The organism is Desulfuromonas sp. CSMB_57 (genome assembly GCF_020194955.2).
Classification (GTDB): Bacteria; Desulfobacterota; Desulfuromonadia; order Desulfuromonadales; family Syntrophotaleaceae; genus JAFCIY02.
The window spans coordinates 1-19,417 of sequence record NZ_JAFCIY020000010.1; the positions used below are offsets into that span (position 1 = coordinate 1).

The 19,417-nt window shown below is 61.6% G+C and carries 22 protein-coding genes, 1 pseudogene and 1 riboswitch; of the genes and pseudogenes, 11 read left to right on the forward strand and 12 right to left on the reverse strand.

Annotated features, from left to right (window positions below; genetic code table 11):
* From JQN68_RS03705 to thiF, 3 genes and pseudogenes are all read right to left on the reverse strand, one after another.
* Positions 1-490: pseudogene (locus JQN68_RS03705) on the reverse strand (thiazole synthase); the annotation flags it as partial.
* 144 nt (positions 491-634) lie between these two features.
* Positions 635-838, reverse strand: coding sequence for a sulfur carrier protein ThiS (gene thiS, locus JQN68_RS03710; protein WP_225072939.1), 204 nt, complete (start codon positions 836-838; stop codon positions 635-637).
* Entirely contained in the window at positions 826-1,653 is an 828-nt protein-coding gene (thiF, locus tag JQN68_RS03715; protein WP_225072940.1) for a sulfur carrier protein ThiS adenylyltransferase ThiF, read from the reverse strand. The genes thiS and thiF overlap by 13 nt, the downstream gene beginning before the upstream one ends.
* Before the next feature lie 49 nt (positions 1,654-1,702).
* Positions 1,703-1,807: riboswitch (TPP riboswitch) on the reverse strand.
* A 211-nt stretch (positions 1,808-2,018) separates the two neighbouring features.
* Between thiF and JQN68_RS03720 the strand changes: the two genes are divergently transcribed.
* Complete coding sequence (locus tag JQN68_RS03720) at positions 2,019-2,321, forward strand: hypothetical protein (protein ID WP_225072941.1); 303 nt, start codon at positions 2,019-2,021, stop codon at positions 2,319-2,321.
* Positions 2,322-2,400: 79 nt separating this feature from the next.
* Entirely contained in the window at positions 2,401-2,586 is a 186-nt protein-coding gene (locus JQN68_RS03725; protein ID WP_225072942.1) for a MerR family transcriptional regulator, read from the forward strand.
* A 56-nt stretch (positions 2,587-2,642) separates the two neighbouring features.
* Here JQN68_RS03725 and JQN68_RS03730 read toward each other — a convergent pair whose 3' ends face one another.
* Positions 2,643-3,713 (reverse strand): 3-deoxy-7-phosphoheptulonate synthase, encoded by a 1,071-nt coding sequence (locus JQN68_RS03730; protein ID WP_225072943.1) that lies wholly within the window; start codon positions 3,711-3,713, stop codon positions 2,643-2,645.
* Positions 3,714-3,957: 244 nt separating this feature from the next.
* On the opposite strand from JQN68_RS03730, the gene JQN68_RS03735 reads away from it, so the two are divergent.
* The 4 genes from JQN68_RS03735 to JQN68_RS03750 all read left to right on the forward strand — a co-directional run bounded on the left by JQN68_RS03735 (position 3,958) and on the right by JQN68_RS03750 (position 5,414).
* Entirely contained in the window at positions 3,958-4,254 is a 297-nt protein-coding gene (locus JQN68_RS03735; protein WP_349632295.1) for a YggT family protein, read from the forward strand.
* Positions 4,255-4,266: 12 nt separating this feature from the next.
* Positions 4,267-4,785, forward strand: a complete 519-nt coding sequence (locus tag JQN68_RS03740) for a DivIVA domain-containing protein (protein ID WP_225072944.1) — start codon at positions 4,267-4,269, stop codon at positions 4,783-4,785.
* Positions 4,782-5,069 (forward strand): DUF167 domain-containing protein, encoded by a 288-nt coding sequence (locus JQN68_RS03745; RefSeq protein ID WP_225072945.1) that lies wholly within the window; start codon positions 4,782-4,784, stop codon positions 5,067-5,069. The genes JQN68_RS03740 and JQN68_RS03745 overlap by 4 nt, the downstream gene beginning before the upstream one ends.
* Positions 5,070-5,165: 96 nt before the next feature.
* Entirely contained in the window at positions 5,166-5,414 is a 249-nt protein-coding gene (locus tag JQN68_RS03750) for a hypothetical protein (RefSeq protein WP_225072946.1), read from the forward strand.
* A 106-nt stretch (positions 5,415-5,520) separates the two neighbouring features.
* On the opposite strand, the gene JQN68_RS03755 is transcribed toward JQN68_RS03750, so the two are convergent.
* From JQN68_RS03755 to JQN68_RS03765, 3 genes are read right to left on the reverse strand one after another with little or no spacing between them, the layout of a single operon-like run.
* The gene (locus JQN68_RS03755) at positions 5,521-6,024 is read right to left on the reverse strand and encodes an LEA/WHy family protein (protein ID WP_225072947.1); all 504 of its coding nucleotides are present in this window, start codon (positions 6,022-6,024) and stop codon (positions 5,521-5,523) included.
* Between the two features lie 18 nt (positions 6,025-6,042).
* Positions 6,043-7,209: a DUF362 domain-containing protein gene (locus tag JQN68_RS03760; RefSeq protein WP_225072948.1), complete on the reverse strand. Its 1,167-nt coding sequence runs from the start codon at positions 7,207-7,209 to the stop codon at positions 6,043-6,045.
* Positions 7,206-7,607, reverse strand: a complete 402-nt coding sequence (locus JQN68_RS03765) for a secondary thiamine-phosphate synthase enzyme YjbQ (protein WP_225072949.1) — start codon at positions 7,605-7,607, stop codon at positions 7,206-7,208. The genes JQN68_RS03760 and JQN68_RS03765 overlap by 4 nt, the downstream gene beginning before the upstream one ends.
* Before the next feature lie 145 nt (positions 7,608-7,752).
* Here JQN68_RS03765 and xerC point away from each other — a divergent pair, with 145 nt between their 5' ends.
* Entirely contained in the window at positions 7,753-8,661 is a 909-nt protein-coding gene (xerC, locus tag JQN68_RS03770; protein WP_225072950.1) for a tyrosine recombinase XerC, read from the forward strand.
* 33 nt (positions 8,662-8,694) lie between these two features.
* Here xerC and scpC read toward each other — a convergent pair whose 3' ends face one another.
* The 3 genes from scpC to rpoH form a co-directional block, all read right to left on the reverse strand.
* Positions 8,695-10,254: a succinyl-CoA:acetate CoA-transferase ScpC gene (gene scpC / locus JQN68_RS03775; protein WP_225072951.1), complete on the reverse strand. Its 1,560-nt coding sequence runs from the start codon at positions 10,252-10,254 to the stop codon at positions 8,695-8,697.
* 172 nt (positions 10,255-10,426) lie between these two features.
* Positions 10,427-11,164 (reverse strand): outer membrane protein assembly factor BamD, encoded by a 738-nt coding sequence (locus tag JQN68_RS03780; RefSeq protein WP_225072952.1) that lies wholly within the window; start codon positions 11,162-11,164, stop codon positions 10,427-10,429.
* A 76-nt stretch (positions 11,165-11,240) separates the two neighbouring features.
* A complete protein-coding gene (gene rpoH, locus JQN68_RS03785; protein WP_225072953.1) occupies positions 11,241-12,137 on the reverse strand; it encodes an RNA polymerase sigma factor RpoH in 897 nt (298 codons plus the stop codon).
* A gap of 209 nt (positions 12,138-12,346) precedes the next feature.
* Here rpoH and mnmM point away from each other — a divergent pair, with 209 nt between their 5' ends.
* From mnmM to JQN68_RS03800, 3 genes are all read left to right on the forward strand, one after another.
* On the forward strand, positions 12,347-13,027 hold the full coding sequence (mnmM, locus tag JQN68_RS03790; RefSeq protein ID WP_225072954.1) for a tRNA 5-(aminomethyl)-2-thiouridylate-methyltransferase MnmM: 681 nt from the start codon (positions 12,347-12,349) through the stop codon (positions 13,025-13,027).
* Between the two features lie 18 nt (positions 13,028-13,045).
* Positions 13,046-13,876 (forward strand): exodeoxyribonuclease III, encoded by an 831-nt coding sequence (xthA, locus tag JQN68_RS03795; RefSeq protein WP_225072955.1) that lies wholly within the window; start codon positions 13,046-13,048, stop codon positions 13,874-13,876.
* Between the two features lie 249 nt (positions 13,877-14,125).
* On the forward strand, positions 14,126-14,758 hold the full coding sequence (locus JQN68_RS03800) for an OmpW/AlkL family protein (RefSeq protein WP_225072956.1): 633 nt from the start codon (positions 14,126-14,128) through the stop codon (positions 14,756-14,758).
* Positions 14,759-14,990: 232 nt separating this feature from the next.
* Here the strand turns inward: JQN68_RS03800 and JQN68_RS03805 are convergent, their stop codons facing one another.
* Positions 14,991-16,088, reverse strand: coding sequence for an OmpA family protein (locus JQN68_RS03805; protein ID WP_225072957.1), 1,098 nt, complete (start codon positions 16,086-16,088; stop codon positions 14,991-14,993).
* Positions 16,089-16,283: 195 nt separating this feature from the next.
* Here JQN68_RS03805 and JQN68_RS03810 point away from each other — a divergent pair, with 195 nt between their 5' ends.
* Complete coding sequence (locus JQN68_RS03810) at positions 16,284-17,972, forward strand: DUF6178 family protein (protein WP_225072958.1); 1,689 nt, start codon at positions 16,284-16,286, stop codon at positions 17,970-17,972.
* 27 nt (positions 17,973-17,999) lie between these two features.
* Here the strand turns inward: JQN68_RS03810 and rlmD are convergent, their stop codons facing one another.
* Entirely contained in the window at positions 18,000-19,391 is a 1,392-nt protein-coding gene (gene rlmD / locus JQN68_RS03815) for a 23S rRNA (uracil(1939)-C(5))-methyltransferase RlmD (RefSeq protein WP_225072959.1), read from the reverse strand.
* Between the last annotated feature and the right edge of the window lie 26 nt (positions 19,392-19,417).

The following is a 19,417-nucleotide window of genomic DNA, read 5'->3' on the forward strand; positions in this document are numbered from 1 at the left end:
GCAGCCCCTTGTTGCTGCCGATGGGCGCGCCCAGGGGCATGACCGTGGCGGTACCGACCTCCTGCAGACGTTTGGCCAGCACCGGGTCGGCGTTGATATAGGGCAGCACCACGAAGCCGTCCTTGACCAGGATCTCGGCGGCTTTGAGGGTCTCAATGGGATCCGGCAGCAGGTAATAGGGATCCGGCGTCACCTCCAGCTTGACCCAGGGCTCGCAGCCGGCGGCCCGCGCCAGGCGCGCCAGGCGCACCGCCTCCTCGGCGTCGCGGGCGCCGCTGGTGTTGGGCAACAGCAGGTATTTGTCGCGGTCGATGTGGCGCAGCAGGTCGTCGTCCGGGCGATCGATATCGACCCGGCGCAGGGCAACGGTGACGATCTCGGCGCCGGAGGCGTCCAGGGCCGCGGCCATCAGGGCGTGGGAGGCGAATTTGCCGGTTCCGGCCAACAGCCGGGAGGCAAAGGGACGGCCGGCGATAATCAGTTCATCCATGGTAGTATCCTTTATCGAACTGCTTTGGTCATGTAGTCGTGATCGTTGTCGCACTCGTACCCGTAATCGTACTCGTACTCAAAATCGTACTCATACTCGCCACAAAGTTCGCCACCAACAACCAACAGCTTTCGCGGCGGAGCATCAGCCGCCGCCCACGAACTGAACGATCTCCAGACGGTCGCCGTCGGCCAGCGGCGTGGTGGCAAAATGCTCCCCCTGCAGAATGATGCCATTGTGTTCCACCGCCACCCGCGCGGCATCGCACTGCAAATGCAGCAGTAACTCAGCCACCGAAAGGGGGGCCGAAGATTGGAAGGACTTGCCGTTGACCATCAGGTTGAGCATGCTTGATCCTGTTCCGGATTCTGGCCCAGCAGCAGGCGCAACACGGCGTTGGCCTGGTGATGGGCGGCGACGCCGACTCTCGGCGCCATGAGTCCCTGGCCCGGTGCCGCCGCGCTCCGGCCGTCACCGATCAGGTAAAGCTGCTGCAGCGTGCGACGGGTAGTGATGCGGTTGGCCGGGCCATGGCCGGCGACACCCGAGGCGGCCACCAGGGGCCGGCCCGGACAGCGGGAGAGAAACGTCTCCGTCAGCATGGCCTTGGCTGCCGGGTCGTCAAACGCTTCCACCAGTACATCCACCTCGCCGAAAATTTCCGGCACGCGTTCCGCAGTCAGGCGCAGGACGTGGCATTCCACCTCGACATAGGGGTTGATGCGGCCCAGGGTTTCACGCAGGGCGACGGTCTTCGGCAGTCCGAGCTGATCCATGAAATACTGTTGGCGGTTCAGGTTGGAGGGTTCGACCACGTCGAAGTCCACCAGCACCAGGCGGCCGATGCCGCTACGCGCCAGAGCGATGGCCACCGGCGAACCGAGTCCACCCAGTCCGGCAATGCCGACGGCAGCCCTTTTCAGTTTCTGATGCACCCCGGGCGTGTGCCGGGCGACCAGCAGCGCCTCCAGTTCCTCGGCGTCGGGCAGGCGCCCGCGCTGGATGAAAACCACCCGATCGCCGTCGGCCAGAGGCTGCTCCGGTTGAACCGGATAGCCGTTGCAGATGAGCACGTCGGCTTCCGGTTGGACCGCTGCTCGCAGTTGCGCCAAGGTGGTGCCTGCTGCGACTTCTTTGGGTTGTTCGTTGAGCCAGATTCTCATGAGAATAAAAAAGGTCGCGATACGCGACCCGTTCAAGCCGTACAGAGGCTTGTCGATAGCGCCGCTTCCCTCCGCCGGAATGACCCGGATCAGGTTCCAAGGGTTATCCGGCAGGTACCGGATTCTCAGTTTTACAACTCCCCTAGGGCGTGTTTCTTTGACATTGAAGATCTATACCTTAGCAGCAGCTTGAAGGGCCAGTCAATCCGGAAGTCGCAAAAAGGCGTCAGGTCAAGGTTGATGTTGTTATGGGACCCGCCAACAGTTAAAATGGCCGCTTCAGGGGAAAAAATGCGCAGACCGTTACCACCCTGCCGGTCATGGCTTTTGCAGGCGGCTAACCAAAGAGATGAGGGAGTATCAGGATGAACATATCGGTTCGTTATCGCAGTCTGGTCGAGGATGTGCGCTGTTTGCGGCAGGGCGCCCAGGATGAAAAGGAAGAACGGCTCATCGATCGGGCCCTGACTGAACTGGCGGCTCTTGAGGAAGGCGTCGGCGATGTGCCGCAAATGCGCCTTGAAGCGGAGTTGACGCCCGTGCTGCTCAAGGCGCACAGCCTGCTGGATCGATCCCGACTGCTGAGGGAGGAGGATGGGCAGCAGGACCGGGTGGCTGTCATCTGGGAAATGGAACAGCAGATATACCGGTTGCTCAACAGCCTGTGAGCCGGGTTGCTTTCCGCCGGGACTACATTAAAGTTGGAAGGAGAGCGGTTGCCTGCCGATGGCGGAAAGGAAGGGAAATATGGCTCTGGTCAAAACCTGGTTGTCGCCTGAAGAGGCCGCGGATAAATTCGGCATCAGCAAGGCTCTGTTGCTGGAATGGGTCCGGCAAGGGCTGGTTCGCAGCGAACGGGAAGATGGTCATGTGGCCCGGGTCAATATCGACGATGTGAAACTGGAGGTCGATGCCATGGTCCATCGTGGCTGAGTATGGCTGCAGTCCAGGGCGGCGCTCCGCGATACCATGGAGTGCCGCCCTGCGCTTCAGTCGGCCAAGGGTCGACCCCCGATGGCCTGCAGGCGGCTGTGGGCATGCCGCAGCATGCGCTCCGTGGTTTTCCAGTCGACGCATTTATCGGTAATCGAGACGCCGTATCTCAACTGGCGGATATCGGTCTGCATGGGTTGGCCGCCGGCCTCGAGATTGCTTTCGATCATCAGCGAACAGATGGAACGGTTACCGGCCTGGATTTGCTCGATGACATGGACCATTACTTCCTCCTGACGCTCATGGTCCTTGTAGGAGTTGGCATGGCTGCAGTCGACCATGATGGCCGGGGTGAGTCCGGCCTTTTGCAACAAGGCTTCGGATCTGGCGATATCCTCCGGAAAGTAGTTCGGTTTGCCGCCCCCGCCGCGTAAAACCAGATGTCCGTCCGGGTTGCCGGTGGTCTGCACGATGGAGATGCGTCCCTCACGGTTGATGCCGAGAAAGCTGTGGGCATGGCGGGCCGCGGCGATGGCGTCGATGGCAATCTGCAGGTTGCCGTCGGTGCCGTTTTTGAAGCCCACCGGAAACGAAAGTCCGCTGGCCATCTCCCGGTGGGTCTGGGATTCGGAGGTGCGGGCCCCGATGGCGCCCCAGCTGATCATGTCCGACAGATACTGGATGGTGATGGGATCCAGCATTTCCGAGGCGATGGGCAGGCCCAGATCGGTGATGGCGCACAGCAGGCCGCGGGCGACGCCGAGTCCCTTGGAAATCTGGTGGGTGCCGTTGAGATCCGGGTCGTTGATGAGGCCCTTCCAGCCGATGGTGGTCCGCGGTTTTTCAAAATACACGCGCATGACCAACAGCAGGTGTTCCGACAGTTCATGGCTCAGGGCGGCGAGTTTCTCGGCATAATCGATGGCGGCCTTGGGATCGTGAATCGAGCAGGGGCCGACCACCACCATGATCCGGCGGTCCTGCTGGGCGAGGATGTTGCGGATGTCCCGTCGGCTGTTGACCACGAATTCAGCGGCTTTTTCGGACAGGGGAAAAACCTGCTTGAGATCCGCCGGTGCGATAATCGGGGTCAGGGAGTGAACATTGAGGTTGGTGGTACGCAACATGGCAAATCCTTTGCGCCGCATGGCTTTGGGGGCCCGCCGAAGCGAACCGGTTGAAATTGCGCTGATAATCTAGCCGCTTTGGGACAGAAAGTCAAAACGTCTTCGGTGCGATTCGGGTTTTTCCGGTAGCCCGCGAGCCGAGCCGGGAAAGCGTTTGACAGCTTGTCAGCCTTTGGGTATAAATTGTCGGGTGTGTGATAATTGGTTGAAAATTCGATGAAAAATTTTTCTGGAGGGAGCCGCCGTGATCCTTGTTCGGGAACTGGGCCTGATTCTGGCACAAATGATCGGATTGATTATCAATGTGTATATTTACATTGTTGTCGCCCGAGCCCTCATCTCCTGGGTCAACCCTGACCCCTACAACCCCATTGTTCGCTTTCTGCACAATGCCACCGATCCGGTTCTGTATCGAATTCGCCGGGTTCTGCCCATGACCTTCGGCGGTTTCGATTTTTCGCCCCTGGTTCTGCTGTTTGGTCTTTATTTTCTGCAACGGCTGGTCAGCCGGTTTGCCCTGAGTCTTGCGCTGGGCATGTAAAAGGAAGTCACCATGGCCATCACTCCCATTGATATTCAGCAGCAGCGATTCAAATCACGCCCTTTTGGTTATGAAAAAGCCGGCGTGGATCAATTCCTCGAGCAATTGGCGGAGGAAATGGAGCGGTTGAGCCGCCAGGGCCTGGAGTGGAAAGAGGAACTGGCTCGGACCCGTGCCGCTCTGGACGAAATGCGTCAACGTGAGGTGACCCTCAAGGAAGCGCTGCTCACGACCCAGAAGGTGACCGACGAACTCAAGGCCAACGCCCGCAAGGAAGCCGAACTGATCATTGAGGAAGCCCGGCTGCAGGCTGAAAAAATGATGCAGGCGGCCGAGGAGCGGCGCTTGTTGCTGATTTCGGAAGTTCAGGAACTGAAACGCCAGAAGATCACCTTTGAGACGGTTCTTCGGACCTTGGTGGAAAGCCATCTGCGCATGCTGGAAGCGGATAATCCGACTGCGGAATTGACTCCGGACTGGCAGGAGCCGATAGCTGAAGTTCTGCCGGAAGAACCTTCCTCGGCATCATGACCCCTTGGCTGCGTCCCGGCGAGGGGGGAGCAATTCTCGAAATCCTGGTGCAGCCCCGTGCCAGCCGTAATGAAATAATCGGCCTCCAGGACGGCGCCCTCAAGGTGCGCCTGACCTCGCCCCCCGTTGACGGTGCGGCCAATCTGACCTGCCGGGAATTTCTGGCCAAAAAGCTTGGCGTGGCCAAGGGACGGGTCATATTGGTGGCGGGTGAAAAGTCCCGCCACAAGCGCCTGCTCATCTCCGGAATGACCGTCGAGGAAATCCGCCCCATACTCGGTTGAAGACCGCCCCGCGATTTTTCTTTGGCAATCATCCGCTCATCGTGTAAAATATGACTAAAAGAGTCATAAAAGCTCGGTCTGTGGAAAGGAGGGCTAATGGCAGCGGAAGTGGTACGAGCGGATATTTACGCCAGGTTTCTTGATGAAATTCGTGCCTTGAAGGAAGAAAACTTGGCCTTGAAGAAGACCAATGACGAGTTGTTGCAGCGTTTGCACGGCCTGCATGGCGAATACCAGGAGTTGCGCTACCATATAAAAGGGATGGCGTCTCACGGTGAAGTGTTGATGCTGCGCAAGAAGATCCTGGAATTGCAGAATCAACTGCAACTCAAGCGTTCCCATTGATTTTCATGTAACACGCAGGACCAGTCAGGCAAGGGTTGTTTCTTCCGGAGTTAGAGTAAAAATGGGGCCATGCCGGTTTTCAGAACGGCATGGCCCATTTTTTTCCTCAATTGACCAGCTTCAAAGCTTCATCAGCGCCGGCCCAGGGCAGATTGCCTGTCTTGCGGAAGGGCAGACTTACCTGCCGGTTGCCGAATCCGACGAGGTGGATGGTGCCCTCGATGACGAAGGGCAGTTCCCCGGGTTTTTGCAGAACCTTGCCGAGTTGCAGCAGATTCAGGTAGGAACTGGAAAGCCGCAGGCCAAGGGTGCTGCGGTCGTGAGCGGCTATGCGGACGCCCCCCAGGGAGTGGCCGGAACCGACGTGGATTCCTTTGAGATGCAACCGATAATCGATGTTTTCGATGCTTATGACCCGATCGTTGGGATTGAAGATGTCCAATTCGGCCAGAAACTGGGCGTGGCTCAGGGACAGGTTTTCCAATTGCAGGTTGAGCAACGCCACTTCCGGCGATTTTTTGGGAAGCGCGGCACAGCCGGAGAACAGCGCGGCCAGCAGCAGAAAGAGGCTAAGCCAGGAAAGATTGAAGAGACCGGTGTGTCTTGTCATGGTATCTACCTTGTGGAGTCAGGGGTGATTGTTCTTGGGCCGGCGATGAGTGCGCCGGCCGTACTGATTCAGGCGCAACAGCAGTCCCTGCCGGGTGAGCAGGGCGCCGAAAGGGCAGAGTTCCTGGCAGCAGAAGCATTGAATACACCGTCGCCGGTCGATGCGCAGCCGACCGTTGTGGATGGCCATGGCCTGCGGCGGGCAATGGCGGACGCACAGGCCGCATTGTTGGCAGCGCTGCCCGTCCGGTTTCGGCCAGGCGCTCATGGACCGCCGCAGCGGACGCCGCAGCCAGGCCGGCAGGCCGAATCCGACATCCGTATCGGCCGCCGGTCGAAAGTTGGGGCAAATCAGTTGTGACAGGGGATCACCCAGCAGTTCGATGTCCGAGGGCGAGGCCCCAGCGCGTCCGGTCTGCTCCGCCAGGCGGGCGGTCCAGACTTCGGATCGGGGCAGGTTGACCAATTGGCACGCCACCGTGTCCAGGGCCACGGGGTTGGCGCCGGCCAGCAAGGCGCCGATTCGCACCGGGTCGCCGCTGCCCGGACCGTTGCCTTCCATGCCGACAATGGCATCGGCGATGGTCAGGGCCGGTGCCAGCTGCTCCGCCAGTTCCAGCAGCATGAGAGCGAACAGTGCCTTGTCGGCTCCCGCCTGCAGGTGCAGGGCGGGCTTGCGCATGCCGACCACGCAGCCGAACAGGTTCTTTACGCCGCAGGTCAGGCCCATCATCTGGTGGGTTTTGAGTTTGGGCAGGTTGATGATGACGTCGGCTTCCAGGGCGTCGCGGGCCAATTCCAGGTGTTGGAAGGTACGGCCCCGGGGGCGCACCCGTACCGAGTCGGCAAAGGGCGCGAAGTGACAGCCGGTCTCCTCGATGACCTGCAACAGACCGCAGCGCTTGGCCACGGCCAGGGGTTGGCCGATGCCCGGTGAATCGCCGACCGCGACGATGCCGCCGGCCTCCTGGACCAGTTGGATGACGGCCCGCAGGACTTCAGGGTGGGTGGTGACGGCCTGTTCCGGCGGTTTGCCCGCCAGCATGTTGGGTTTGAGCAGAACCCGTTGGCCCGGTTTGACGAACCGCGACATGCCGCCCAGCAGTTCCATGAGCCGTCGCAGGGCCGGAGCCACGGTTGCCGGCCCATAGTCCGCGGCCGCGACCAGGGCCACCCGGGACTTCATGAGCCGCTCACCTGGATATGGACCTGGCGTTGGCGCGGTCCGTCGAATTCACAGAAAAAAACCCCCTGCCAGGTCCCCAGCAGTGGTTCGCCGCCGGTTATGATGAGGGGCAAAGTGACACCGAGCAGGGAACTCTTGATATGGGCGTCGCTGTTCCCCTCCCGATGTCGGTAGGTGTCGCCCGGGGGCGCGATGCGGGTGAAGAACTCCTGCAGATCGTGCATCACATCGGGGTCGGCATTCTCGTTGATGGTCAGGGCGGCCGTGGTGTGGGGGACGTGAACCAGGGCTTGGCCGGTGAAGATTCCGCTCTGCCGAATCGCCTGGCGAATCTTTTCGGTCAGGTCGATCATCTGGCTGCGCCGCTGGGTGAGAATATCCAGGGTGATAAGCATCATGTCTCCGGCTTGATGGGTTGCCAAGTGCCCTTGACAGCGGGTAAGATTTTGAAAAACAAGGACAAGCTGTGCGTCAGGATGGGTATTATGGCATGCGAGCGGGAGGGCGTCAACGGCGCTCGCCGGCCGCCGGGCAGGAGCTGGGATGAAACGACTGATTGACAGATTCGCGGGACATCTGGAGCATGAACGCAGCATGTCGCCGCATACGCGCCGTGCCTACCGCCAGGACCTTCATGAGTTCGCGGGGTTCCTGCGGGAAGCCGCCGGCGACCAGGCGTCCGCTCAGGCGCTGCAGGAGCTGACCCCGGTGCTGCTGCGGCGCTACCTGGCCATGCTGCACCGTCGAAACGGTCGCGCGACCATTGCCCGCAAGCTTTCGGCGCTGCGATCCTTTTTCCGGTTTCTGGTGCGGGAAGGGGAATTGGCGGTCAATCCGGCCGCCGGCCTGCTCACCCCGCGTCGGGAACAGCATCTGCCGGTAACCCTGACGGTGGACGAAATCTTCGTGTTGCTGGCTGCGGCCTGCGAAGACGATGAACTCGGCCTGCGCGATCGGGCCATCCTCGAAACCCTGTATTCCTGCGGCCTGCGGGTCGGCGAGTTGACGGCCCTGGATGTCGGCCACCTGGATCTGGAGGAGGGCCTGGTGCGGGTGCGGGGCAAGGGCAACAAAGAGCGTATCGTGCCGGTGGGGAGCAAGGCCTGCGCCGCCTTGCGGGATTACCTGGACTGCCGGGGCCGGCCGGGACCGGAGCGGGCCCTGTTTCTCAACTACCGGGGCGGTCGCCTGACTCCGCGCAGCATCGAGCGCAATCTGCGTCAACGGCTGCTGACCGCCGGCATTCTCAAGGCCGCCACCCCCCATTCCCTGCGGCACTCCTTCGCCACCCATCTGCTGGACGGTGGCGCCGATCTGCGCGCCATCCAGGAACTTCTCGGCCACGCCTCCCTTTCCACCACCCAGAAGTACACTCAGGTCAGTCTCGACCGCCTGATGGCGGTCTATGACCGGGCCCATCCCCGCAGTCGCGGATCCGACAAGGAATCCTAACGGGCTCTGCCGTTTGCCGACCACCTTGCCGGATCAGTTCCAGTTGGGGACTTTCATGGTGCCGTGGCTGGCCAGATGCTGCTGCATGCGGAACACCCGGTCAAGCAGGTGCGGTTCGTGGCCGACGCCGCGGGACAGGCAGGCGCGGCTGGCCCGGTCGAAGTATTCCTGCAGCAGCGGGCGGTAGTCGGGGTGCGCGCAGCGGTCGATGATGGTCTGGGCGCGATCCCGCGGGCACAGGCCGCGCAAATCCGCCAGACCCTGTTCCGTCACCAGCACGTCCAGATCGTGTTCCGTGTGGTCGACGTGGGGCACCATGGGTACCACGCAGCTGATGCCGGTGGGATCGTAGCGGGTGGCGCGCACCGAGGGCGTGTGCATGATGGACAGGTAGGCGTTGCGCAGGAAGTCGCCGGAGCCGCCGATGCCGTTGATCATGCGGGTGCCGCCGACCAGGGTTGAGTTGGCGTGGGCGTAGATGTCGAATTCGACCGGGGTATTCATGGCGATGACGCCGAGGCGGCGGATGATTTCCGGACTGTTGGCCAGGTGCTGGGGACGCAGCACGACCTTGGAGCTGTAGCGGTCCCAGTTCTGGTAAAAGCGTTGGAAGCCTCCGGCGGACAGGGCCAGGGAGGTGGTGGAGGCAAAGTCCAGCTTGCCGGAGTCGAAAAAGTCCAGCATGGTGTCCTGCAGGACTTCCGTGTACAGGGTCAGTCCCGAAAAGGGGCCCTTGACCAGGCCGCCGACCACGGCGTTGGCGATGTTGCCGACTCCGGACTGCAGGGGCAGGAGATTGGCGGGCAGGCGGCCGGCATCGACTTCGGCCTGGAAAAAGTCGAGGATATGGCCGGCGATGCGTTCGGAAACCGCGTCCGTTTCGCCCATGGCCCGGCCGGTGTCGGCTTCCCGAGACTCGATGATGGCGACGATCTTGTCCGGATCGCAGGGCACAAACGGAGTGCCGATGCGGTCGCTGACCCGGGTAATGGGATAGGGTTGCCGGTGCGGCGGCGGTTCGATCATGACGATGTCGTGCAGCCCCTCGTGGTTGGGGATGGCGGTATTGATCTCGATGATCAGCCGATCGGCCATCTGGATGATTTCCGTCGCGGCGCCGATGGAGCCCGCCAGGATGATGCCGCCCTCGGCCGTGATGGCCGTCGCCTCGATGATGCCCAAATCCAGTCGGCCGCCCAGATCCTTGGTATAAAAACCGTACACCAGGTCCTGGGCGAACATGGACAGATGCTTGTCCTGCATGCGGATGCGGCCGTTGTTGATTCCTTCCTGGATGTTGCGACCGTTCTGGTAGGGCCAGCGGCGGGCGATCATGTCCAGGCCGGCCCAACGATCTTCCGTTTCCGTACCGACGGAGGCGCCGATGAACAGATTGAAACGCAACTGCCCCTGCAGGTTGTGCTGTTCGACGTGGTCCGCCAGGGCCTTCGGTACCGCTTTGGGATAGCCGGCCGGGGTAAAACCAGACCAACCGAGATTCATGCCGTTTTTGAAGAGCGGAAGGACATCCTGGGCGGTGCGGATGCGTTGGAACAGGGCGGGACAGGCGATGCGTTGCTGAAGGTCGGACATGGCAGTTCTCCGGGCTGGCTGGGACCGGTGGTCGCGGCCGGCCGCAAAAGCACCGGCGCGGAGGACTCCGGCCGGTGCGGGGTGTAACCATTCATATTGTCACTTCCGTCCGGCTCCCAGAGGATCGCGGCGGGGGAAGGGCAGATACTCTGAGGTCCGGCAGGGCGAACCATCAGAAACGCTGGCGCAGAATTTCCGTGGCGCGGGCCGCCTCGGACGAGCGCGGCTGGTCGGCAATCAGCTGTTCGAAGGTCTGTACCGCCAGATTGGGGTGGCCGTTGTTCAGGTAGGCCTGGCCGAGGAGCAGGTAGGCTTCGCTACGGCCCGGATAGTCCGGGTAGTCCTTGAGCAGTTTCTGCAGACGGCCGATGGCGGCCTGGTGGCGGGCCATCTTCAGGTAAAACCTGCCGACATAGAGTTCATGGGCGGCTAGCTGTTCACGGCAGGCCTGGATGCGGGCCGTCGCTTCGGCAGCTTCCGGTGCGTTGGGGTACAGCCGCAGGAGACTTTCAAAGGTTACCAGGGCGCTCTGGGTAGCCGTCTGATCGCGATCCATGGACAGGATCTGGTTGAAATAGGACATGCCCAGCCGGTACATGACGCGCGCTGCCTCGGCGCTGCCGGGGTACTGTTTTAGAAAGTTTTCGTAGGCGGCCGCCGCTTCGACATACTCCTTGTCGAGAAAATGGGCCTCGGCAATGTTGAGATCGGCCCGGCGGTTGAGCTCGGCCGATTCGAAGATTTGACGGGCTTCGCCGAAAGCGGTTACCGCCTCCCGGTAGCGCCCCTTGGCCATGGCTTCTTCCCCCTGGCGGAAAAAATCCTGGGCCGATGAACCGACGGGCGCCGTTTTGGATGCACAGCCGGCGACCAGAATGAGGAGCAGCAAAAGCGACAGAGTGGTTTTCATTGGGGCCCCCGGGAGGTCAGCACTATGGTTGCAAAGGACGCAAGCCGTGCCAACTTAAGGGATTTACCGTTGTTTGTCAATGCGCCAGAGTCGCAGCCCTGCTCTTTTCGGGCCGCTGCCGATGCTCCTGGTCGGCATCCAGCACCAAGGCCCGGCGGATTTTCTCCAGGGCATTTTTTTCCACCTGACGAATGCGCTCGCGACTGATGCCGTAATCGTCGGCCAGTTCCTGCAGGGTGCGGGGCTGGTCGCTGAGAATGCGGTCCGTCACGATGTGCCGCTCCCGTTCGTTCAATCCCTGCAGGGCCACCCGGACCCTTTTTTGGGTCAGACGTCGCTCTTCCTGTTGGAGCAGCAATTGCTCCTGGTCGGCGCGATCATCGGCTAATGTGTCGAGCAGGGAATAGCCTTCGCCTGCAACCAGCTCGACATCCAGGGAAGCATCATGACCGGCCATGCGCCGGCTCATCTCCTCCACTTCCTGGTCGCTGACCTGCAGTTGCCGGGCAATCTCGCTGGCAGGGGCGGTGCCGGTCATCCGCCGCAGTGCCTCCCGGGCCTGGCCGAGCTTGAAGAACAACTTCTTCTGGGCCTGGGTGGTCCCAATTTTGACCAGAGACCAGTTGCGGATGATGAAGTTGTGAATGAAGGCCCGGATCCACCAGACTGCGTAGGTGATGAAGCGCAGCCCGCGATCGGGTTCGAATTTTTTCAGGGCCATCATCAGGCCGATGTTGCCTTCCTGGATCAAATCGAGCAGCTTGAGGCCGTAGCCGCGATATTCATGGGCGATCTTGACGACAAACCGCAGGTTGGCGCAGATCAGGCGATGGGCGGCATCGACGCTGCCTTCCCTCCGGTAGGCGGTGGTCAGTTGGAGTTCTTCCTCCCGGGACAGGATCTGAAACTGCTTGATTTGGGCGATGTACAGGTCCAGGGTATCGGGCAAGGCGGGCAGCATGGTATTGCTCATGACTTGAACCTCCATAACCGGAAAAAGTCGCATGGTATTAGCACTCATCGAGGCAGAGTGCTAATAATGTATAGCAAAATACCGCTAACGCTTCAAGCCCCCTGATGATGCATCCAACCGGGATGGTGTGGCGCATTGACAGGATCATGGTCCCCTTCGCATAATGGTGCCCGGCAGTTATGCGGGCAATCGGCGGCGAGGAAAACGCGATGGCAGACAGAGAAAAGGCTGATGGTTCGGCCGCTTGGGCGGCGGACAAAGAATCTGACGGCAGCACCCGAGGTGATGCGTGCCCTCTGGCAAGAATGACGGATTGGGCCCGGCTCTGGATAAGCGGGGTTTTGCAGCCGGGCGACATGGCGGTGGATCTGACGGCCGGCAATGGCCACGATACGGCTTTTTTGTGTCGGATGGTGGGTGCCCCCGGTCGGGTCGTCGCTTTCGATATTCAGCACCAGGCCCTGCAGCGCACCGCGGAGCGATTGCAGGAGCAAGGCACGAGCGTGACCTGGACTGCTTCGGAGGGGCCGCCGGCGGCGGCGCCCGGGGCGCTGCTGGTAGCGGCTTGCCACTCCCGGCTGGAGCGTTATGTGGAAGGCCCGCTACGGGCGGTGATGGCCAATCTCGGTTATTGTCCCGGCGGCGATCATGCCCTGGTGACCCGAACCGACACCACTTGCGCCGCTTTGCGCGCGGCCTTGGAACGGCTGCTTCCCGGCGGACGCATCACGGTAGTGCTTTATCCGGGGCATGCCGGCGGTGCCGGGGAGTCTGCCGCGGTTCGGAAATTATTCTCCTCCCTGCCGCCCGGGGAGTGGCAGGTCATGGAACTGGCGGCGGTCAATCGAAGGGCGGCCCCGCATTTGCTGCTTGCGGCCAGAAAGGCGTGAGTCGAAGGGAAAACAGCCATGCAGATTGTATCCTTCAACATCAACGGCATCCGGGCGCGGCTCCATCAGCTGGAGGCGCTGGTGGCCAAATACCGGCCGGATGTCATCGGCCTGCAGGAAACCAAGGTCAGTGATGAAGAATTTCCTCTGGAAGCCGTGACCGCTCTGGGCTACCGGGCTGAGTTTTATGGTCAGAAGGGGCACTACGGCGTCGCTCTGCTGTCCCGCCGGCCGGCGTTGGAGGTGGTCAAGGGATTGCCTGACGACCCCGAGGAGGCGCAGCGCCGGGTGGTCTTTGCCGCCTATCCCATGACCGACGGTGGTCGGCTCTGGGTTGCGAATGCCTATTGGCCGCAGGGCGAAGATCGGCAACATCCCGTAAAGTTTCCCGCCAAGGAGCGCTTTTACAAGGACCTTGGCCGCTATCTGGCTGAGCAATTCAGCCCCGATGATCGTCTCATCCTCATGGGCGATGCCAATGTCGCGCTTACCGATGGCGATATCGGTATCGGCGATGACAACGCCCGTCGCTGGCTGCGCAGCGGCAAATGTTCCTTCCTGCCCGAGGAGCGGCAGTGGCTGCAGGGGTTGCTCGACTGGGGGCTGCAGGATACCTTTCGAGTTTTGCACCCCGAAGTGTCCGACCGCTTCAGCTGGTTCGATTACCGCAGCCGGGGTTTCGAGCGGGTTCCGCCTCGGGGCCTGCGCATCGATGTCATGCTGGCGACTTCACCCCTGACGGCTGTTTTGCAGGGGGCGGGCATCGACTATGAACTGCGGGGCATGGAGCGGCCTTCCGACCACTGTCCGGTTTGGAGCGACTTCGGACTTGAAATTGCGCAGGATTGACCGGGCCGAAATTTGGGGTAACGTTGCTGGTTTCATGGGGGCCGCTCGAAAATTGCGTATACGAATTTTGTGTTCCGCCAGATATCGTATACGGTAAGTATCGGTTGACATGGGTCGGAACTTGTTCTACAGAAAGAGGCTTGGGAGGCGATAGTAACCGCCGAGCGCTGGATATTACAAAACAGTGTTTTGCAGGGTGGCATCGGGCCGCCTTGTATTTGGTCGTCTTTTTTGCGAATGGAGGCAACAATGAAGAGCGTAGTTGCAAGAACGGGAAGTGTCCTGCTCGCCGCCCTGCTGGTGCTGGCGACGGCCTCGGTGAGCCTGGCTGCCGGGCAGAATTTCAAGCGCTGGAGCGTCGGTACTCAGATTATGTATCTCAATCCCGATGTGGATGAGAACTTGGTGGGCTTGGTCAGCGCCGAGGACACCATGACCGGTGGTTTGACCGTGGAATATTTTTTGACCCCCAATTTCAGTGCCGAATTGGTAGCGGCTGTTGCCCACACCGATCTCGTGGTTAAGGCTGGGGGGTCCGAAATCGGTTCCGGCAAGGCCTGGTTGCTGCCGCCGTCCCTCTATGTCAAATATCATCCCATGCCCCAGTGGAAAATCAGCCCTTATGTTGGCGGCGGTTTCTGCTGGATTTTGCCCTGGGACGAAACGCTGTCCATTACAGGTAATCGAGTTGATCTGAAGATCGATGACGCCTTTGGGTGGGCTGCCAAGGCCGGCGCCGATATCCATATCATGGGCAACCTGTACGCCAATGTCGATATCATGTACCTGAATGCCGAGCACGATGCGAAGGTTAATGGGACGAAATTCGACCTCGACCTCAAGGTCTGGAGCTACAATATCGGCATGAAATACCGCTTCTAAAAAGTTCCAATGTACCGAAAAAAAGGGCCTGCGCATGCAGGCCCTTTTTTATTCCGAAGCAACAAAGCGCAGTCCATCCGTCGGATCGTATTGATCCGACGGTTTTCAGGCGACGCAACGCGCACCGGTTGGCAACCTGGGGGCAGTGATAGGCAGGCAGCCATAGGCGCATGATGCAAAAAGGGCGACAGGAATGTCGCCCTTTTTGCATCATGCGTATTTGAAATCCTGCTCAATCCGGTAAAACGCTCAATTCCACCCGGCGGTTGCGCCGGCGCCCGGCCGAAGTGCCGTTGTCGGCGATGGGGCGGCTTTCGCCGTAACCTCTGGCCACCAGGCGCGTGCCGTCGAGGTTGAAGGTCTCCATCAGGTAGCGGCGTACGCTTTCCGCCCGGCGCTGGGACAGGGCCAGGTTGTCGGCCGCCGCTCCCTGGGCATCCGTGTGGCCGGCAATCAGCACGCGGGCCGTGGGATTTTTGCGAACAAACTCGGCGGCCCGGCGCAGTTCCTGGTGGTGACCGGGCTTGATGGCCGCCCGGTTGGCATCGAATTCGATGGCCAGGGCCAAGGTCGCCGGCCTGGATATTTCCGCGGTCGGTGCCGGTGCGGATGCGATGGCGGCAGGCTGGGCAATGGGCCGCTGTTCGCGGACCGGAACTTTCACCGGGCAGCCGTGGGCATCGACCTTGGTGCCGCGGGGGGTGCCGGGGCAACGGTCGAGGCGATCCGGAACGCCGTCGCCGTCGCTGTCAAGCAGAGGTGAGGCCGCGTCGCCTGCCAGGGAGGGTTTCGGACCGCCGAAATGGTAGGTGAGACCCGCCGTGTAGACGAAATTGTTGTCGGGAAAGGTGTATACGTGCCGCAAATCGCCCCTTAATGCCAGGGAGTCGGTGAGAAAATATTTGAGGCCGAAACCGTAGTTGAGCAGCAGATCGGTTTCGCTGCCGCGATTTTCCCGATCGAGGGTGATGCCGCCGATGCCGCCGGCCAGGTAGGGCACCAGGCTGCTGTGGGGCAGAAAGTGATACAGAGTGTCGAAGCGGTAGGCATAGCCGTCCACATCCGTGCCCCGCTGGGTCCCCTGGCCTTCGGTGTTGAAGTAGTTGAGGACGAATTCCGTGCTCCAGCTGTCGCTGATGTTGTAACCCAGACCGAGGCTGACAGTCAGATCGTCCGCCAGCTTTTTGCTGCTGTCAAAGCTGAAGCCCCCCACCATGGGGGAAATGGAAAAATCGCCCTTCGAACGCTTCGCCGCTTCTGCCGGGGCGATCTGCAGGACGGCCACAAACAGGACCGCCAGCAGCAGATAGGAACGCATCGCCCGTGACATGAAAGCCTCCTGATGAAAAACCGAATCGTCTGAACATTGCTGCAATGGAGAGAAAATTACACTCTATAATAATAACATTTGCCCTGCGCAGTTCAAGCCAAAAGTGACGGTGCTGCAAGGACCTTGCTTCCTGCCGGCGCCTGCATTACATTGAGCGGGCATTTCTCAATACCACTACGCAGGAGTCACCTGGATATGGATAAAAGCAATCGTTCCGGGCCGTCACGGTCCGGCTCGTTGATGGCTGCCAGTCGCGCCGGAAGCATGTCCGGAGCCGAATTCAACGCCCTGAGTTTCGAAGACCGCCTCGAAGCCGTGCGTTGGGCGGAGGCCGGACTCAAGTACCGCCTGCTGCTCAAGGCCGCCGATACCAGCGATCTGGTGGCAGCCCTGCCGGCGCAGGATCTTTTCCTGATGATCAAGGAACTGGGCCGTGAGGAGGTCACGGAGGTGCTGGCACTGACTACCGGCGAGCAACTGACCGCTTTTGTCGATCTCGACTGCTGGAACCAGGATCAATTCGATGGCCGGGAAGCGCTGCTGTGGCTGGGGTTGGCCATGACCGAAGGCGAAGAGCGGGTACTGCAGGTCGCCCGCAGCCTCGATTTCGAATTGCTGGTGCTGGTCTGCAAAAAACATGTGCATGTGCTGCGGGGGCTCGAAGCCTATCTGGATGACGAGCAGCCCCGGCCGCGCACCGGCTATTATGAGCTGGCGTTCAAACAACAGGATTTTGCCCGTTTGGTCGGGGCACTGCTGGAATGCCTCTGTCGGCTGGACGAGAGTTTTTATGTTCATCTGCTCGAGGCGGTACGCTCCGAACAGGATGTGACCTTGGAGGAAACGGTTTTCCAGCAGCGCCGTGCCCGCCTGCAGGACCTTGGCTTTGCCGATCCGGCGGAAGCGCGCGGAGTCTATGCCTTTCTGAATCCGGCGGATTTCGATCCGGCACGTTTTCGTCGTGCCGGCGGCCCGGCGGTGCAGGAGGTGTCGCCCTGTCTGGCACTGACCGCCGTCCGCCCGCAAGGCGTGCTGGCGCGGGTCTTGGCGCAGGGCATCGACGACAGTACGGCCTGGGATCTCACCTGCCTGGTCAATCGGGTGCTGGCGGCCGAACAGGCCGATATCGGCCAGCGGGATCAACTCCGCGCCGTGCTCAAGAGGGTCTACGGCTTGCTCAATCTGGCCTTGGAAGGTCTTTGCGGAGAGGATGTGGAACGCGCCGCCGAACTGTTCGCCGCCACCTACCTGCAGCCCCTGTTTCGTTACGGCTTGAGTCGCACCCTGCTGTTGCAGCGTCGGGCACGGGCCTTGCGACGCAGCGCCGTCGGCCCCTACCTGGAGGAACCTTGGGCCGCTCTGGTGGCCGCCCTCGAACGGGCCCTGCCCAACTATTCTCCGGCCCTGGAGGAAGGCGACGGGGTGGCGGAACGTCCCATTGCCGACGGCACGGAACTGGCGCGCTGTGACCAGGCGTTGACGGTCCTCGAGGCGGTTCGGCGGCTCTTCGAGGAACATTGGCAATTCGCTCTGCCGGTCCCGGAGGATTTGGACCTTGCCGGCTGCCTGCCGGCAGCGGCTGCCGAGATGGGCCTGTCCCACTTCTTCCTTACCGCCCTGGCGAATCGTTTGCTGGGAGGGGAGTTTGCGCCCCGGCCCCTGTCCCCGGCCGCCTTGGCGGCTCTGCACCGGCAGGTCTGCGACCAAGGTCGACTGTCGGTTGCCGTGAAGGAGGCGGTTCTGGCTGAGATTGCGACCCTGGAGAGCGCAGCCGGCCCCTTTGCTGCCTGGTGTTTGGCGCGCTGGCAGCAGGATTTGTGCTCCCTGGCTCCGGAACACCTGGATCCGCGCTTCGTCTCCGGTCTGTTGCTGCGGCCGGCCTGACGGGCGCCTGAAATTGATCCGGGGATATTACTTTCGCACCAGTCGGGCCACGGTTTCGACATGGCCGGTCTGCGGAAACATGTCCACCGGCTGCAATTCCAGGGTGCGGTAGCCGAAGCCGGCGAGCAGGCCCAGATCCCGCGCCAGGGTGTCCGGATTGCAGGAGACGTAAACCAGGCTGCGGCAGGCCAGACCGGCCAGTTCCTCAAGGACCTGGGGATCGCAGCCGCTGCGCGGCGGATTCAGTACCGCCACCGAGCCGGGCGGGACTTCCGTGTGCAGATCGTGAATCAGTTCGGCCGCGTCCCCGGCGCGAAACACGCAGTTCCCGAGCCCGTTGAGGGCGGCGTTCTGGCGGGCGTTGCGGACCGCTTCCTCCACCACTTCGATGCCGATCACCTTCCCGGCGTGGCGGGCCAGGTGCAGGGCGATGCCGCCGATGCCGCAGTACAGGTCGAGGGCCCAGTCCTGCGGGCCGGGCGCGGCCCACTGGCGCACCAGTTCGTAGATCCGGGCCGCCTGATCATGGTTGACCTGGAAGAAGGCGCCGGGCGAAATGCGCAGGCGCACATCCCCGACCTGATCGAACAGATCCTCGGCGCCCAGCACCCGGATGGTTTCCCGACCGAAAATGACATTGCCGGCGGAACTGTTGATGTTCTGGTGCACCGCCACCACCTCGGGCACCTTGCGCTGCAGCCATTTGGCCAGTTGCGGGATGCGACGAAAATCCCGTTCGCCGGTGACCAGGGTCACCATGGCCCGGTTGAGGCCCGGGCTGACTCGGATCAACAGGTAGCGCAACAGGCCGCGGCCGCTCATCGGGTTGTAGAGATAGATGTCCTGGCGGGCGATCTCTTCCCGCAGAACCTGAACGATGCGGTTGATGAGGGGGTGGTGCAGGGGGCAGTCGCCGATGTCCACCACCTCGTGGCTGCCGCGCCGGTAGAGGCCGATGCGCAATTTGCCGTGCTGTTTGGCCAGCACCAGCTTGGCGTTGGTGCGGTAGCCCAAAGGTTGCGGCGCCCTCCAGATGGGCAACTGCCGGGCGTCGGCCAGGGCCGGCCGACCGGACAGGGCGTTGCGCACCTTGTCCTCCTTGAAACGCAATTGGGCGTCGTAATCCATGTGGATCAGGGAGCAACTCTGGCAGGCGGCCGCACAGGGGCAGGCCGGCTTGATGCGGTCCGCCGCCGGGCGCAGCACCTGCTGCAACAGGCCGACCATGCGTCGCTGTCCCTGGTGTTCGATGGCGACCTTGATCCGCTCACCGGGCAGGGCACCGGTAACCAGCACTTCCTTGCCGCCATGGCGGCCGACGGCCAAGCCTTCTTCATCCAGGCGATCCACCTCGATTTCGATGCTGTCGGGTTGCGGACGACGCCGGGTGCGGGGCGGCTTGCCAGAGGGTCTGCGCATGGGAAATCCTATTAATTGGGATGGAA

Excerpts from the sequence above, each read along its gene's own strand:
- JQN68_RS03725 (WP_225072942.1), top strand. The coding sequence starts at position 2,401 with ATGGCTCTGGTCAAAACCTGGTTGTCGCCTGAAGAGGCCGCGGATAAA.
- JQN68_RS03805 (WP_225072957.1), bottom strand. The coding sequence starts at position 16,088 with ATGTCACGGGCGATGCGTTCCTATCTGCTGCTGGCGGTCCTGTTTGTG.
- JQN68_RS03780 (WP_225072952.1), bottom strand. The coding sequence starts at position 11,164 with ATGAAAACCACTCTGTCGCTTTTGCTGCTCCTCATTCTGGTCGCCGGC.
- mnmM (WP_225072954.1), top strand. The coding sequence starts at position 12,347 with ATGGCAGACAGAGAAAAGGCTGATGGTTCGGCCGCTTGGGCGGCGGAC.
- JQN68_RS03760 (WP_225072948.1), bottom strand. The coding sequence starts at position 7,209 with ATGAAGTCCCGGGTGGCCCTGGTCGCGGCCGCGGACTATGGGCCGGCA.
- thiF (WP_225072940.1), bottom strand. The coding sequence starts at position 1,653 with ATGAGAATCTGGCTCAACGAACAACCCAAAGAAGTCGCAGCAGGCACC.
- JQN68_RS03740 (WP_225072944.1), top strand. The coding sequence starts at position 4,267 with ATGGCCATCACTCCCATTGATATTCAGCAGCAGCGATTCAAATCACGC.
- scpC (WP_225072951.1), bottom strand. The coding sequence starts at position 10,254 with ATGTCCGACCTTCAGCAACGCATCGCCTGTCCCGCCCTGTTCCAACGC.
- JQN68_RS03745 (WP_225072945.1), top strand. The coding sequence starts at position 4,782 with ATGACCCCTTGGCTGCGTCCCGGCGAGGGGGGAGCAATTCTCGAAATC.
- rpoH (WP_225072953.1), bottom strand. The coding sequence starts at position 12,137 with ATGAGCAATACCATGCTGCCCGCCTTGCCCGATACCCTGGACCTGTAC.
- JQN68_RS03730 (WP_225072943.1), bottom strand. The coding sequence starts at position 3,713 with ATGTTGCGTACCACCAACCTCAATGTTCACTCCCTGACCCCGATTATC.
- xthA (WP_225072955.1), top strand. The coding sequence starts at position 13,046 with ATGCAGATTGTATCCTTCAACATCAACGGCATCCGGGCGCGGCTCCAT.
- JQN68_RS03800 (WP_225072956.1), top strand. The coding sequence starts at position 14,126 with ATGAAGAGCGTAGTTGCAAGAACGGGAAGTGTCCTGCTCGCCGCCCTG.
- JQN68_RS03765 (WP_225072949.1), bottom strand. The coding sequence starts at position 7,607 with ATGATGCTTATCACCCTGGATATTCTCACCCAGCGGCGCAGCCAGATG.
- thiS (WP_225072939.1), bottom strand. The coding sequence starts at position 838 with ATGCTCAACCTGATGGTCAACGGCAAGTCCTTCCAATCTTCGGCCCCC.
- xerC (WP_225072950.1), top strand. The coding sequence starts at position 7,753 with ATGAAACGACTGATTGACAGATTCGCGGGACATCTGGAGCATGAACGC.
- JQN68_RS03755 (WP_225072947.1), bottom strand. The coding sequence starts at position 6,024 with ATGACAAGACACACCGGTCTCTTCAATCTTTCCTGGCTTAGCCTCTTT.
- JQN68_RS03720 (WP_225072941.1), top strand. The coding sequence starts at position 2,019 with ATGAACATATCGGTTCGTTATCGCAGTCTGGTCGAGGATGTGCGCTGT.
- rlmD (WP_225072959.1), bottom strand. The coding sequence starts at position 19,391 with ATGCGCAGACCCTCTGGCAAGCCGCCCCGCACCCGGCGTCGTCCGCAA.
- JQN68_RS03750 (WP_225072946.1), top strand. The coding sequence starts at position 5,166 with ATGGCAGCGGAAGTGGTACGAGCGGATATTTACGCCAGGTTTCTTGAT.
- JQN68_RS03810 (WP_225072958.1), top strand. The coding sequence starts at position 16,284 with ATGGATAAAAGCAATCGTTCCGGGCCGTCACGGTCCGGCTCGTTGATG.